This window comes from Stappia sp. TSB10GB4 (genome assembly GCF_900185745.1).
Lineage (GTDB): Bacteria > Pseudomonadota > Alphaproteobacteria > Rhizobiales > Stappiaceae > Stappia.
Genome location: NZ_FYAV01000036.1, coordinates 1 through 13,870 on the forward strand (window position 1 = coordinate 1; position 13,870 = coordinate 13,870).

Here is a 13,870-nt window from a genome sequence, read left to right on the forward strand (position 1 = left end):
GGTTCAAGCAGCCCAAACTGCTCATCGCTGAGCCAGAAATAGTCGCGATCCATGACGGGTCCCCCTCAGAGACCCTGAATCACAATCCCGCCGTCAGAGGAACCCCTTTTATGGGTCCGGACCCTAATTGAATCATATAGGGAGATCCGTGACAGTGGTCCTGATTCTGCTGAAAGAATTCTCCATCGTCTTGTCCGAGCAACGAAACACATAAGTAGGAGCAAGATGCTGTATGAAATGTCCGGCGGCAGCAAAGAGGCTATGTTCATGATGGAAGAGCTTCCTATGATGCTAGACATGATGTTTCACCATATGATCGAGCGAAACAATACAGCGCCGCCGGACAAAGAAGATAGAAACGAAGCCTAGTTCGGCGCGCTTGTCGATGTTTCCGCGTAAAGCAAGTTGCGCATCACGAAGCTGCGCTTCGTTCGAACCGTCTGTATAGAGACGGCATTCACCTGGCAGTTCCACGTTTTAAAGCAGATTCAAGCGTCTCTAGTGGTTTGATCGGATCAAAAGAGTCCGAGTTTTGGATTCCCCTCGGCTTTCTGGCGTGCGAGTCTGCCGCATGCGCAGCGACGTCTCCTTCACCGTATCTCCTGCCGATCGTCAGCGGTTGCGCGCCATCGCCGTTGACCCGAAAAGCCCGCAGAAACACGTCTGGCGGGCACGGATCATCCTTCTGAGCGGCGACGGCCCGGGCACCTCGGCGATCATGACGGCTACGGCCAAGTCCAAGACCTGCGTCTGGCGCTGGCAGGAGCGGTTCATGCATGAGGGCGTCGACGGCCTGCTTCGCGACAAATCCCGTCCGCCCGGAAAGGCGCCGGTGCCGCCGGAGCGTGTCGCCGAGATTATCCGCCTGACGCTCGAGCCGCCGCCGCACGAGGCGACGCACTGGACGTTGCGCGCGATGGCCAAGGTCGCCTGCATCGCGGCGTCGACCGTGCAAGCGATCTGGAAGGCCCACGGTCTCAGCCCGCATCGCTGGCGGCAGTTCAAGCTCTCCAACGATCCCAAATTCGCCGACAAGCTCACGGCCATCGTGGGCCTGTATGTCGATCCGCCGGCCCATGCGGTGGTGCTTTCGGTCGACGAGAAGAGCCAGATCCAGGCCCTCGACCGCACCCAGCCCGGCCTGCCCATGAAGAAGGGCCGCGCCGGCACCATGACCCACGACTACAAGCGGCACGGAACCACAACGCTGTTTGCCGCCCTCAATGTGCTGGATGGGACGGTCATCGCCCAGAACATGCAGCGCCACCGTCATCAGGAGTTCATCCGCTTCCTCAACCGCATCGAGCGCGAGATGCCGGCCGACAAGGCCATCCACGTCATCCTCGACAACTACGCCGCCCACAAGAAGGACAAGGTCCGCGCCTGGCTCGCCCGCCATCCGCGCTGGACCTTCCACTTCACGCCGACCTCCTGCTCCTGGCTCAATGCCGTCGAAGGCTTCTTCGCCAAACTCACCCGGCGCAGGCTCAAGCACGGCGTCTTCCATTCCGTCGTCGATCTGCAAGCCGCCATCAACCGCTTCGTCAGCCAATACAACGCCGACAACCCGAAGCCTTTCATATGGAAGGCTGACCCCAATGACATCATTGCCGCCCGAAACAGAGGGTTCCAAACGTTGGAATCAATCCACTAGCTTCATGACGTTCAAGCGCCACGGCCGGCCGGAAGAAGTCGCCGGCATGGTCGCCTGGCTGGCCGGTCCCGAGGCCGGCTTCGTCACCGGGGCGATGCACACGATCGACGGCGGCTTCGGCGCCTGACGGCACGACGCAAGGCGCGGGGCCGGCATCTGCCTGCCCCGCGCCGCATCTTGCGATACAGGACGGCCTATCCCACCAGCTCCATGAAGCGGATGCGGTTGTTGAACGGGTCGATGACCTGCAGTTCCAGCCGGTTGCCGTGATCTTCGAGCCCCGGCTTCATGTAGCGGTAGTCCTTGGCGTGCAGATCCCGGTGCAGATCGCGGATGCCGGTCATGTAGACGCACATGTTGCCGCCGGGCGTCGCGTCGCCCGCGTGTTCCGACAGGTGCAGACGCAGGCCGGAGCGCGAGATCTGCATATAGAGCGGAAAGTTCTCGCCGTAGCGGTGCTCCCAGTCGAGGGAGAAGCCCAGAAAGCCGAAATAGAACTCGCTCGCCTTGGCGACGTCGAAGATTCTCACGATCGGTACCGCCTGGTCGAGGCGGATGCTCTCCGGCGGCTTGGCCGCCTCGCCCCCACCTTCGCCCCCACCTTCGCCCCCACCTTGGCCCTCGCCGATCTTCGCCGCCAGCACGTTCCAGTTGGCAAGGCCGAACTGGCGGGCGACGATTTCCAGCGCCTCGCTATGGGTGATGGTCAGGTTGCGTTCGGCAAGGGCATCGCGCATGGCCTTGGCCATGAGCTTCGAATGGCGATAGTCGCGCATGTCCGTTTCCTCGTCATGGCGAAGTCCCCGTCAGCACCCGCGTTACCGACGCCTTCGCCCGACGGTTGAACGGGTCAAGACGCATCGCTTCGGAGGCATTCGCCATGCCCCGCCATGGTCATGACGGGGTGCGGGCTGCCGGCTGCCTCCGGCCGTGGCGCAGGATAGCGCACCGCACCGCCCCTGTCAGCCTGTGAGTGTCAGCCTGTGAGTGCCGGCCTGCGAGTGCCGGTGGCAACCTTGCCTTGCGCGCGGCGCCTCCGCCGGTAAAACGGTGAGAGCCCAACCGGACAGCGAGATATCCCCCCATGCCGACCCTGCCGACCTTCCACACCGCCCGCCTCACTGTGCGGCCGCGGACCCTCGCCGATCTGCCCGCCTGCCTTGCCATGGACCGCGATCCCGAGGTGACGCGGTTCGTGCCGGGCCCCTGGTCCGATCCCGCCGGCCACGAGGCCTTCGTGCGCGGGCGGATGGAGGCCGATTACGGGCGGGGCCTCGGCTACTGGTCGGTGGTCCCGCGCGAGCGGCCGAACCATTTCCTCGGCTGGATCCTGCTGATCCCCTGCGACGGCATCGGCCCGGAAATCGAGATCGGCTGGCGCTTCATCCGCGGCGCCTGGGGCAAGGGCCTTGCGACCGAGGCGGCACGGCCGGTCCTTGCCCATGCACTGGGCACGCTGGCGCTCGACCGGGTCGTCGCCGAAATCCACCCGGACAATGGAGGCTCCGTCCAGGTCGCGCTGAAGCTCGGCATGACCGAGGAGGGCGTGATCGACAAGGACGGCACGGCCTGGCGCTCCTTCGTCATGCGGTAACGGCGGCGCGGCGGCGGGCGGGCAGCGTCATGGCGATGACACCGGCGACGACGCAGCCCAGCCCGATCCAGGCCGTCGGGCTCAGCGTCTCGCCGAGAAACACCATGCCGATCGCCACCCCGATCGGGACGCGCAGATAGGACTGCGCCGTGGTGCCGACCGAACCGAGCGTCTGGACCAGCCGGAAATAGATCACGAAGGCCAGGGCGGTGGAGACCACCGCAAGGGCGATCAGCGCGAGGACGGAGGCGGAGCTGGGCTCCAGCCGCCACGGCTGGTCGACGAGCAGGCTCGCCGGGACAAGCACGAAGGCGCCGCAGATCAGCGATCCGGCGGCGGGCATCATCGGATCGAGATCCTTGAAACCCTTGCCGAAGATCGCCGCCCCGGCATAGCAGACGGAGGCCGCGACGATCGCCAGTTGCGCCAGCAGCTCGCGGCCGAGCCCGCCGAGCGCCTCGACCCCAATGATCAGGCAGATGCCGATCAGCCCGGCGGCGACGCCGAACAGCTTGCGGCCGGTCACCGCCTCGTGCCGGACGACCAGTACGGTCAGCAGGAAGGCGAAGATCGGCGTCGTCGCGTTGAGGATGGTGGCGAGCCCGGCGTCGGTGGTCTGCTGCGCCCATGCGATCAGCGTGAAGGGCACCACGCTGTTGAGGCAGGCCTGAACCAGGAAGCGGCCCCATGTCCGCCGGTCGCGCGGCAGGCGCAGGCCGCGCCAGCGGATCACCGCCAGCAGGATCGCCCCGGCGATCAGGGTGCGCGCCGCGATCAGCGTCACCGGCGGGATGGTTTCGACCCCCACCTTGATGAAGCTGTAGGACGCGCCCCACACGGTCGACAGCACCAGCAGCAGCGCCAGTTCCACAGTCATGTTCGTTTGTCTTGGCATATTCGTTTGTCTTGGCATGTTCCGCCTTTCCGCCACAGGTCCGATGCCCGGTTCTAGCGGGCTTCTCGCGGCGGATGTTTCGGCCGGCGCCGAACTGTCGGCGACTGACACCGGCCGGCCGGGATGCTATGCCTGCCGGCATGGTGAACATCGCATCCGGCAACACGATCGCGGAGGTGGCGAGCCTGATCGGCGACGCGGCACGGGCCAACATGCTGGCCGCGCTGATGGGCGGTCAGGCGCTGACGGCGGGGGAGCTTGCCCGCCATGCCGGGGTGAGCCCCCAGACGACCAGCGGCCATCTCGCCAGGATGACGGAGGCGCGGCTGCTTGCCGTCGAGAAGCAGGGGCGGCATCGCTACTACCGGCTGGCCTCGGCCGAGGTTGCCCAGGCGATCCATGCCTTGATGGCGGTGGCGTCCGGCGGGCCGAAGCGGCATCGCCCGGTCGGGCCGAAGGACGAGGCCCTGCGCCTGGCGCGAACCTGCTACGATCACATGGCCGGCCGCCTGGCGCTGGCCGTCGCCGACGCTCTGGTGCGCGACCGCCACCTGGTCCTGTCGGACGAGGCCGGATTCGTCACCGAGAGCGGGCGCGGCTTCTTCGGCACGCTCGGCATCGACGTCGCCTCCCTTCGCGCCCGCCGCCCGCTGTGCCGGACCTGTCTCGACTGGAGCGAACGCCGCCCGCATATCGCCGGGCAGCTCGGCGCCGCGCTTCTGGACAGGGTGCTGGAGCGGGGCTGGCTGACCCGTGCGCCGGAAAGCCGTGCCCTGCACCTGACCCGCGCGGGAGAAAGCCGCCTCGTCGCCGCCTTCCGGCTGCCGCCGGACTGGCGGGGCACGACGTGACCCGACCGGGTCCGCTGCAGCGCCGGCCGCACCGGACAGGCGCCGATGCGCGCCTGAACCCGTGCCGCCGAAACCGTTTTACAACGCCGCACTGTCAGGTGAATATCGTCTGCACCCAGACCCTCGCATTCCGGACGGTATAGACCTCACATCGCAGCGACTTGCTGATGACACAAAAGGCATAGCGCAGTTAAGTCAATGGCAAGACGCCCTCGGCTGTCCTTGACTATAATGATGCAAGGATAAACTTGAGTGATCAGTGTATCTGTTGAAGAAAATCCCGACTATACAGAGACGGCACGGCTTGCGACAGAAGCATTCGCATCGCCTGACATCGTCTTTGATGCAAACCACGTGCGGTGGCTGTACGAGGACTGTTTCTCCGATGGCACCACCGTTGTCCGCCTGACCGAGGTCGAGACCGGGAAAAAGATCGGCCAGATCGCCCTGGTGCATCAGACGGTGCTGGTGAACGGACGACCGGAAAAGGCCGCGGCCCTGGTCGATCTGTTCATCCTCAAGGGGTGGCGCGGGCGCGAGCGTATCCAGATGCTCTATGATGAGGTCGGGCGGCAATTCGCTGCGCACGGCTTCAGGTTCGCTTTCGGAATGCCGAATGCCAAGGCATTGCCGGTCAACGAAAGGTTCTTCAACCTGAAAGCCTTCCTGCGTCTCGAACTCAGGATGGGCCTTGCCATCCCGGCGCGTTCAAAGCGCGTGACCGTCCACGAGCCCTTCGACAGGCAACGCCGCGACCACTTCGTCAGCATCTTCGACCGCTATGCGACCGATCCGGGCGAAACCGGCGTGCCATGGGACGGGCCCTCGCTTTTTGAGCGGCTGTGCGGTCACAAATACACCTACGCCGTCCATGCCACCGACGAGCTGTTGCTGATCTCCTCGCCGCGGGAAAGCCGCAAGCTGCCCTACACGCTCGCCGCGGCCTTTCTGCGCGCCACGGGCGCGGCGCCCGCAAGAGCCGATGTGAGGGCGGTGACGCGCGCCGCCTGCGCCTTCTGGCGCCGACCGCTGTTCGTCTATGCCGGCCTCAACCGGGCGCTTCCCGCCGCTCCCGGCATTCGCCTGCCCGACCGCGTGCGCCCCTCACCCATGCTCCTGCAGATGCGCGATTTTGCGCCCGAGCGCGGACCGCTCGACTTCTACCGTTTCCAACTGATCGATTTCGATTTTGCCTGAGCCAGAGCCTGGACCGCCATGACCCCGAACCTCAAGCGGGCGATGATCACCGCCGGCCTTGAAGCGATCGCGCTGACAGGTGCCGACAGGCTGCTTCCCGGCGCGGCCGGGCGTGGCATGGTCTTCACGCTGCACCATGTGCGCCCGGCCACCAACCGGCCCTATGAGCCGAACGCGCTGCTCTCGATCACGCCGGAGTTCCTCGACGCGGCCATTCGTGAGGCCGGGGAAAGGGGATACGTTCCGCTCGCGCTCGACGAGCTTCCCGATGCGGTTGCCGCCGCGAAGAATGGCGAGCGCTACGTCGCCTTCACCCTCGACGACGGCTGCCGGGACAACGCCGAGCACGCCGCGCCGGTGTTTCGCAGGCACGGCGTCCCGTATACGCTGTTCATCACCAAGGGGCTGGTCGAGCGCACCCACACCATGTGGTGGGAGACCGCCGAGGAGCTGACGCGGACCTGCGACCGGTTCGCGTTCGATTTCGGCGCCGGCATCGAGACCGTTGTCTGCGCCACCACCGCGCAGAAGCACGCGGCCTTTCTCCGGCTCGCGGATTTTATCGAAGCGATCGATGAAGACGCAGCGGTGGCGCGGCTGAATGACGTGGCGGCCGCGCAGGGCGTCGACCCTGCCGCGATCGTGGAAGAGCAGGTGATGGATGCGGATGCCTTGCGCCGGCTCGCCAAGACCGATCCGCTCGCCCGCTTCGGCGTTCACACCGTCTCGCACTGCAACCTCGCCCGCGTCGATGCCGCCCGTCTCGAGCGGGAGATCGTCGAGCCCATCGAAGCGATCACGAACTGGACGGGCCTGCAGCCGCGAACGATCGCCTATCCCTACGGGTGGAAGCGGGCCTGCACCGCCCGCGAGGCCGCCGCGGCGCGCCGGGCCGGCTTGACGGTCGGCGTCACCACCCAGCCCGGGGTTGTCGATCCTGCGGAAACCCAGGACTGGATGCTGCTGCCCCGCGTCTCCCTGAACGGGCTTTACCAGAAGCGCCGCTATGTGCGGGCGCTGCTCAGCGGCATTCCCTTTCGCCTGATGTGACGCTTCGGCGAGACGTCTTCCGTCTCCCTCTCGGCGTTCCTGCCGGACCTGCCAAGTTTCATTCGGCTTTATTTGAAAAATCCTTCGTCATCTTACAATTGCCACGCGATAATTCCATGGATTACCAATGACACCACACGCTTGCTGACGCCGCGCTGCTGGGCAGGATGCTGGAGTGGGGCTGGCTGACCCCTGCGCCGGACAGAAGCTCATCCAAGACCTTAAAAACACCGGCGCGCTCACAAAACCGAAAGGCGAGGTGCTGACACCCCGCACCGAACAGGCTCCAATGCCCGCCTGAACCCGTGCCGCCGACACCGTTTTACAACGCGACACTGTCGGATGGCTATCGTCTGTGTAGAGCCTAGAATAAGCTAAGCGGCTTCCGTTTCGTCGTTTTTGTTCTCAAACGGCAGATAGCCTTTGTAAACCAGTTGGTTGCGCACCACGGACGGGTGAACGCCAAACCTCCTGGCCGCCGTTTTCATGGCTTCGGCCGTGGGATCGTTGACATCGACAACGCGCTGAAGGTCGCTGAAAGGGCACAACAAGGAGTGAGCGAACGCTCTTTGAAATTTCTGACGGTCCGTTTTCGAGCGACTGACAATGCCGAAGCTGGCGTCTTTTCGCCATATGGCATCCCCGAACTGCCGAGCCAGCTCAAACCGCCGATCATGCGATGCAGTCGTTTGTAGCGCCGCGTGAAATTTGCGCCCATCTCCGATCCTGGCGCCGTAAGGCAGCGTTCTCGCGGTTGCAGTGGCCGACTTCAGGTCGCTCCACCGAGCCTTGAAAAGGTCTCCAAAAACGGCGTGTTTTAAAAGACCTCTCGGCACGCCGATAAGAGCCCGAAGCTCTTCCGCGGCGGCCTCGGCCATCTGCCACGGACTGGCATATCTCGGCAGGTTCCAGTTGCCCCCCAAGTCATCTGCCAAACTCAAATCGATCTCGACCGTCGACTCGCGGGCGGCTTCTATTGCCAAATTCAACGAGTGAGCCGAATCTGCTCCTGGTTGCGCGTGCGCAGCCTCTTCAACGCCGTCCTCGCCCGCGACAGCATCCAGTTTGACAAAGGCATCGATCACCTCATCAGGCGCGTCATCGGGATCGAAGCCCAGGCACGCTTCCAGCCGCCGCCAGGCGGCCAGCTCCGGGTCCTGCCGCTCGGTGGCGATCTGCAGGACTACGTTTTTCAGCGTTCCTCCATCCGCCATTCCTGCGCAATGCCCAAGAACGCTTTCAAAAAAAGCATCCAATTCCCGCTCGTATTCTTCGGCAGACACCATTCCAATCTTGAAATCGAAATAGGACTGGGGACCCCCGACGACGTTTTTTCCTACACTGGGAGCAAACGCGATACGGTTACCTACGCTGTATATCATCACGGGAGGCCACAGCGCACCGCCACTCGCCGAGTTCAACTCGTGACGCAGGCGCCAGTCCACCGAGGGAAGTCTGGCATCCCTGATGGTCTCCCATCGCAAGCGCCACCAATTATCTGCGAGCCAAAGCGCCAAGCCGATGGACGATGCCCGAAAATAATCGCGAACCGTCTGCTTTTCGATGTCTGCAATTCTAGAGATGACTTGGTCGCCAACGCGCAACGAAATGTCCGCCACCTCGTCGCGAGCTGCGGGCCAAGAGGCGGCAAGTGTGAAATATTTCACAGCACTCATCTGTAAAAGGCCTCCGCCGCCGCTATCGCGGCTTGCACATTCGGATCTTGATCTAGCGGAAACTCATTCGTTGCGAAAGCCACCTCCCTGGCTCTGATCAAGACATGCCTCGCAAACGCATCTCCCGGGAGCACCGGATAGCCATGGAATTGAGACTGATCGGCATTGGTCACTCGCAGTTCGAAGATCCAGCCGCTCTCGTCGATAGTCCACAGCAGAGGCGGAAGGTCCTCATCTTGGCAGTCCGACCAAAGCCCGAGCATAACGCCGCGCTTGAGAAGCAGGGGAATCCGATCACTGTCGTTCTTGCCGAATTTTGCATGTTCATCGCAATAGGTTCGCTCGGCATCCCGACCGGCATAAGGCGCCAGCTTGTAGGCTGTGGGATTGTATTTGTGCTTAGAATAGGCGCCATACCTGACGCGTTCCGCCAGTTCGGTTCGCGCGGCTATGGCGGGAACCCCAGCGCTCAACCGTCGGTTCGGATTATCCCGCGAACGCCTTGCGACAATCCGGGGCGGCGGTTTTTTCCTTGGCATCAATGAGCTCTTCCGCGTCAGCCTCCACGCCCATGCTCCTTGCGGGCTACATGATAATGCGGTGCGCAAACGTTCCCGTCTGGACAACGGCTCTCTTATCGGTCGCCGTTGCTCGCGCGTCGGCTTTTTCCAACTTACTCCGCCTACTCCAGGACGCAAATCCAATCCCGGCACATTGCCCCCCGTTGCCGCCGTGCAACTTCCTGTGAATTTCTGTATCTCGCCGCGCTTTTCTGCTAGACTGTTGCCCACAAGCAATAGGAGGCGCATCATGCGTGGCATCGCAGCTTTGGGCCTTGGCGGCCTCGCCGCCATTGCCGTCTCCCTCGCCGTCGGCGGGCTGACATTCAGCCCCGGGCATCTGGTCAACACCGCGAAGAAGGGCGACCGCATGGCGCGCACGGTGCAGGTCGCCTGCGCCGGCAGCACGATGCAGGACGCGGCGCAGGGCTGCGCGGAGCTTGCCCGCGGCGTCGATCCCGCCTCTGGCCCGCCCTGGCGGACGCTCGCCGCGCGCGACGGCACCACGACCATTCTCACGCGAACCCGCGTTTCAGAGTGATCCGGCCCTCCTGACCTCGGACACTCTCGAAGAGCGTGGCGGCGGGTCCCCCGGCCCGCCGCCATGTCGTTCGGGGCCTGTCGTTGGGGGCCTGTCGTTCGCGGCATGTCGTTCCCGGCCGGCGTTCCCGGCCCGTCCGCCTCCCCCCTCTCCCTCTCCCTCTCCCCTCTCCCCTCTCCCCCCTTCCCCTTCCCCTTCCCCTTCCCCTTCCCCGTCCTGGCGCGCCCGGCAGTCGCCGCGCGCTTTGCGCTTTCGCGCCCGCCCATCCCGGTGCAAGCTCCCGGCGGGCCGCGCCGGAGACACCCGGTCCCCTGGGCCGATCCCCTGGGCCGCTCCCCTGGGGAGACGCGCGCGATCCGGCGGCGGCAGGCGGGAGGTGCGGTCATGAGCAGTTCGCCGAACAGACGACAGGTCCTTGCCGGGCTCGCCGCCGTGGCGACATGGGGGGCCGGCGGCGGCCCGCGCGCGCAGGCGCCGCAGCGCGTCCTCGTCCTCGGCGCGGGCATGGCCGGGCTCTCGGCGGCGCGGGCCCTGCAGGAGGCCGGACATGCGGTCACGGTTGTGGAGGCGCGCGCGCGGATCGGCGGGCGTGTCGTCACCTCGCGCCTCTGGGCGGATCTGCCGATGGATCTGGGGGCGAGCTGGATCCACGGCCAGCGCGGCAACCCGCTGACCGCTCTGGCGCGCGAGGCCGGGGCGCGGCTGGTGGCGACCCGTTACGACGCCTCGCTGCTGCTCGGCCCGGACGGGGCGGAGATCGCCCCGGACCTGCGGCCGGCCGAGCGCATCCTGCGCCGCGCGCTGGCGGCGGCCGAGCGGCTGCCGGACGATGTCTCGGTGGCGCGGGCGCTCGAAGCCTCCGCCGACTGGCAGGGCGCCGAGGCGCCGCTGCGGCGGCTGGTATCCTATCTGGTGAACAGCACGCTGGAACAGGAATATGGCGGCCCGGCGCGGCTCCTGTCGGCCTGGCACGGGCGGGACGGCGAGGCGTTCGACGGGGCCGACATGCTGTTTCCCGACGGGTTCGACCGGATCGCCGCGCATCTGGCGCGCGGGCTGGACATTCGCCTCTCCGCCGAGGCGAGCGAGATCGCGCCGGGCTCCGTGCGCCTCGCCGACGGCAGCCGGATCGCGGCGGAGCGGATCGTCTGCACCCTGCCGCTGGGCGTGCTGCGCTCGGGCCGCGTGCGCTTTGCCGAACCGCTGGCGCGGGCCCGGCAGGCGGCGATCGACGGGCTGGGACTGGGGCTGTTGAACAAGTGCTGGCTGCGCTTCGACCGGGTCCGCTGGCCCGGCGAGGTGGACTGGATCGGCTGGCTCGGCCCGCGCGCGGGCTATTGGGGCGAGTGGCTGTCGCTGGCGCGCGCGCTCCGCGCCCCCGTTCTGCTGGGCTTCAATGCCGCCGATCCGGCGGCCGAGATCGAGCGGATGAGCGACCGCGACACCGTCGCCGCCGCGCGCGACAGTCTGCGGGCGATGTTCGGCGCGCGCTTTCCCGCGCCGCGCGCCGCGCAGGTCACTCGCTGGGGGCAGGATCGATACGCGCTCGGCAGCTACAGTTTCAATGCGGTCGGAACCAGCCCCGCGACGCGGCGGGCGCTTGCCGGTGCGGATTGGGACGGGCAGCTCTGGTTTGCGGGAGAAGCGGCCTCGGCCGCCCATTTCGGCACGGTGCATGGCGCGGTGCTGTCGGGGCGGGCGGTCGCCCGCGGCCTGTCCGAGCGGGGCTGAACCGGCCGCGATCCGTCACCAAAACCGGTCGCGCATCACCTTCGCGCGCGCGGCCCCGAAAAAGCCCTTCGCGCGCGGCGCCGCAAAAGCGCCGCCCCCTTGCCGTCGGCCCGTCCCCGTCCCATCTGCAGATCAGGGAGTGCAGGAAAAGCAGGGCGCAACCCTCGCCAGTCCGCCTCCGTACAGGCATGACCCCGACGGCACCGGCATGCGCCTGGCGCATGGCTGGCATGCGAAAGCTTGGCCGGCTCAATGGCAAGCTTCTGCAATCGTTCACAAAAACAGTGCAGACCGTTCACGCGGAGATGATCCGGCGAAGTCTTGCCAAGCCAGCGCGAACAGACCATATGAAGCGCATGATGACGATTCACAAAATTCATCAGCCATCGACTCCGATCGCCCTGTGGGGCGCTGGCGTCGTGCTGCTGGTTGCGACGCTCGGGGCCGGACTGGCCGCCTCGGATGTCGACGCCGCGGCGAAGTCCGTCGCCACCCTGCAACCTTTTGCGCAGGAGCACGTTATCCTGTCAGGCAAGGAGGAGCGGGCCATCGCGCGCACCGTTGAGGCGGTCTGCGGCGGCATCATCTTCCGCGAGGAGGATCCCGACTGCTTCGCCGGCACCGCGCCGGAGAAGAACCCGGTGATGGCCGAGCCGGCGACGGGCACCCCCGCCCTGCCGGCGCAACCCTCCGGTTCGTGATCCGCGTCACGGTTTCCTTGCCGTTTCTGCCTCAGTGTGGGGTCATCGAGAAACGATAAGCAGGGACGTGACGACAATGACCTTCCTTCATGACCATGGCGAGCCCTATGCTCACCGCCTGCGGGACCTGGCGATCGCCACCGTTGCCGCGCTGGCCGTCTTCGGCGGCCTGGTGAGCATCGCCCACACCATCCAGACCGCCTCGGCCGGCGCCGTGCGCAGCGAGATGGCGGCGCCCAAGACCGACCGCGCCGCCTCCGCGCTGCCCGCCGAGTGCCGCGGCCAGAGCTGGGGCAACTGGTCGGCCGACTGCGCCACCGCGCTCAGCGGCAACCGGGCGATGCGTCAGGTGCAGTTCACCACCGTCGAGACCCGCCAGCCGGCCGCCAACACTTCGGTCCTGGAGCGCATCCCCTCCAGTTCCTGACCGGGCGCCGCTTGCCGGCGAGCCGATACTAAAACGGGCGCCGCATGCCGGCGATCCGACACTGCATCGGGCGCCGCATGCCGGCGAGCCGACACCGCAAAAGGCGACGCGCTGCACCCCGCAGGCGTCGCCTTTGCCGTTCTGGAGACCGTTTCGGCGCCGGTCGGCGCGCGGGCGAGAATCGTCTAATCTCCCCGGAGCTCGCACCCGGTTCCCCACCCGGACATCCAAGGTCCCGGATCCCCAAAGGCTCTGCCCGATGTATCTCGCCGCCCTCTTCGCCCTGCTCTTCGCGGCCCTTGCCGCCGCCGCCTTCGGCCCCATGCGCCTTGCCGGCCTGTTGACCGCGGCGAGCTTCGTCGCCGCCGTGCTGGTCTACCTGCACCACGCCACCGACCCGCTGCCGCTGTCGTTCTGAAGGGGCGCGCCATGATCTCCCGCTCTCTCGAGACGACCCTCAACGCCCTCGCCCTTCTCGCCATCTCGGCGGTGCTCGGCGTCGCCTTCCTCGACCAGTTCGCCAAGGGCGAGCTGCCCTGCCCGCTCTGCCTGCTGCAGCGCGCCGGCTTCCTGCTGCTCGCCATCGGCCCGGTGCTGAATGTCGCGCGCGGCCCCCGCCCCGCCCATTACGGCGTGACGATCCTTGCCGGCCTCATTGGCGCCGGCTTTGCCATGCGCCAGGTGCTGCTGCATATCCAGCCGGGCGATGCCGGCTATGGCGCGCCCTTTCTCGGGCTGCATTTCTACACCTGGGCCTTCGTCGTCTTCGTCGTCGCGATTGCCGCCTGTGCCCTGATGCTGGTGCTGCGCGCGCCCGGCGAGGAGCCGCGTGCCGCCGGCAGCGCGCCCGTCCGCCTTGCCGGCCTGCCGCTCATTGCGGTGCTGCTGGTGCTGGCGATGGCGGCGGCGAATGGCGTCAGCACGCTCCTCGAATGCGGCTTCGAAGCCTGCCCGGACAATCCGACCGTCTACCGCCTGCTGCAGTAACCCTGG

The 13,870-nt window shown here is 66.2% G+C and carries 16 protein-coding genes and 1 pseudogene; 13 read left to right on the top strand and 4 right to left on the bottom strand.

Annotation, left to right across the window (positions count from 1 at the left end; translation table 11 throughout):
• The first annotated feature begins 225 nt into the window (after positions 1–225).
• From TSB10GB4_RS06365 to TSB10GB4_RS06375, 3 genes and pseudogenes are all read left to right on the top strand, one after another.
• Positions 226–369 carry a hypothetical protein gene (locus tag TSB10GB4_RS06365; RefSeq protein WP_186395038.1) on the top strand — a complete coding sequence of 48 codons (144 nt, stop codon included), beginning with the start codon at positions 226–228 and terminating at the stop codon, positions 367–369.
• Positions 370–571: 202 nt separating this feature from the next.
• Positions 572–1,654, top strand: a complete 1,083-nt coding sequence (locus tag TSB10GB4_RS06370) for an IS630 family transposase (RefSeq protein ID WP_186395039.1) — start codon at positions 572–574, stop codon at positions 1,652–1,654.
• Positions 1,653–1,781: pseudogene (locus TSB10GB4_RS06375) on the top strand (SDR family oxidoreductase); the annotation flags it as partial. The gene TSB10GB4_RS06370 and the pseudogene TSB10GB4_RS06375, both read left to right, overlap by 2 nt.
• Before the next feature lie 67 nt (positions 1,782–1,848).
• Here TSB10GB4_RS06375 and TSB10GB4_RS06380 read toward each other — a convergent pair.
• Entirely contained in the window at positions 1,849–2,430 is a 582-nt protein-coding gene (locus TSB10GB4_RS06380) for a glyoxalase superfamily protein (RefSeq protein WP_186395040.1), read from the bottom strand.
• Between the two features lie 308 nt (positions 2,431–2,738).
• Between TSB10GB4_RS06380 and TSB10GB4_RS06385 the strand changes: the two genes are divergently transcribed.
• Positions 2,739–3,248 (top strand): GNAT family N-acetyltransferase, encoded by a 510-nt coding sequence (locus tag TSB10GB4_RS06385; RefSeq protein WP_186395041.1) that lies wholly within the window; start codon positions 2,739–2,741, stop codon positions 3,246–3,248.
• On the opposite strand, the gene TSB10GB4_RS06390 is transcribed toward TSB10GB4_RS06385, so the two are convergent.
• Positions 3,238–4,125 (bottom strand): DMT family transporter, encoded by an 888-nt coding sequence (locus tag TSB10GB4_RS06390; RefSeq protein ID WP_371328867.1) that lies wholly within the window; start codon positions 4,123–4,125, stop codon positions 3,238–3,240. The two genes, TSB10GB4_RS06385 and TSB10GB4_RS06390, sit on opposite strands and share 11 nt — an antisense overlap.
• A gap of 158 nt (positions 4,126–4,283) precedes the next feature.
• Here TSB10GB4_RS06390 and TSB10GB4_RS06395 point away from each other — a divergent pair, with 158 nt between their 5' ends.
• The 3 genes from TSB10GB4_RS06395 to TSB10GB4_RS06405 all read left to right on the top strand — a co-directional run bounded on the left by TSB10GB4_RS06395 (position 4,284) and on the right by TSB10GB4_RS06405 (position 7,241).
• Entirely contained in the window at positions 4,284–4,994 is a 711-nt protein-coding gene (locus tag TSB10GB4_RS06395) for a helix-turn-helix transcriptional regulator (RefSeq protein WP_186395043.1), read from the top strand.
• 252 nt (positions 4,995–5,246) lie between these two features.
• Positions 5,247–6,191 carry a hypothetical protein gene (locus TSB10GB4_RS06400; RefSeq protein ID WP_186395044.1) on the top strand — a complete coding sequence of 315 codons (945 nt, stop codon included), beginning with the start codon at positions 5,247–5,249 and terminating at the stop codon, positions 6,189–6,191.
• A gap of 42 nt (positions 6,192–6,233) precedes the next feature.
• A complete protein-coding gene (locus TSB10GB4_RS06405; RefSeq protein ID WP_244296519.1) occupies positions 6,234–7,241 on the top strand; it encodes a polysaccharide deacetylase family protein in 1,008 nt (335 codons plus the stop codon).
• Between the two features lie 374 nt (positions 7,242–7,615).
• Here TSB10GB4_RS06405 and TSB10GB4_RS06410 read toward each other — a convergent pair whose 3' ends face one another.
• Positions 7,616–8,917, bottom strand: a complete 1,302-nt coding sequence (locus TSB10GB4_RS06410) for a hypothetical protein (RefSeq protein WP_186395046.1) — start codon at positions 8,915–8,917, stop codon at positions 7,616–7,618.
• Positions 8,914–9,456 carry a hypothetical protein gene (locus tag TSB10GB4_RS06415; protein WP_186395047.1) on the bottom strand — a complete coding sequence of 181 codons (543 nt, stop codon included), beginning with the start codon at positions 9,454–9,456 and terminating at the stop codon, positions 8,914–8,916. Before TSB10GB4_RS06415 ends, TSB10GB4_RS06410 begins: the two co-directional genes overlap by 4 nt.
• 271 nt (positions 9,457–9,727) lie before the next feature.
• Here TSB10GB4_RS06415 and TSB10GB4_RS06420 point away from each other — a divergent pair, with 271 nt between their 5' ends.
• From TSB10GB4_RS06420 to TSB10GB4_RS06445, 6 genes are all read left to right on the top strand, one after another.
• Positions 9,728–10,018 (top strand): hypothetical protein, encoded by a 291-nt coding sequence (locus TSB10GB4_RS06420; protein WP_186395048.1) that lies wholly within the window; start codon positions 9,728–9,730, stop codon positions 10,016–10,018.
• 384 nt (positions 10,019–10,402) lie between these two features.
• Entirely contained in the window at positions 10,403–11,749 is a 1,347-nt protein-coding gene (locus tag TSB10GB4_RS06425) for an FAD-dependent oxidoreductase (protein ID WP_186395049.1), read from the top strand.
• Between the two features lie 230 nt (positions 11,750–11,979).
• Positions 11,980–12,450, top strand: coding sequence for a hypothetical protein (locus TSB10GB4_RS06430; RefSeq protein WP_186395050.1), 471 nt, complete (start codon positions 11,980–11,982; stop codon positions 12,448–12,450).
• A 76-nt stretch (positions 12,451–12,526) separates the two neighbouring features.
• Positions 12,527–12,877 (top strand): hypothetical protein, encoded by a 351-nt coding sequence (locus tag TSB10GB4_RS06435; protein ID WP_186395051.1) that lies wholly within the window; start codon positions 12,527–12,529, stop codon positions 12,875–12,877.
• Positions 12,878–13,136: 259 nt separating this feature from the next.
• Positions 13,137–13,295, top strand: coding sequence for a DUF5993 family protein (locus TSB10GB4_RS06440; RefSeq protein ID WP_186395052.1), 159 nt, complete (start codon positions 13,137–13,139; stop codon positions 13,293–13,295).
• A gap of 11 nt (positions 13,296–13,306) precedes the next feature.
• The gene (locus TSB10GB4_RS06445) at positions 13,307–13,864 is read left to right on the top strand and encodes a disulfide bond formation protein B (protein WP_186395053.1); all 558 of its coding nucleotides are present in this window, start codon (positions 13,307–13,309) and stop codon (positions 13,862–13,864) included.
• The last annotated feature ends 6 nt before the right edge of the window (positions 13,865–13,870 follow it).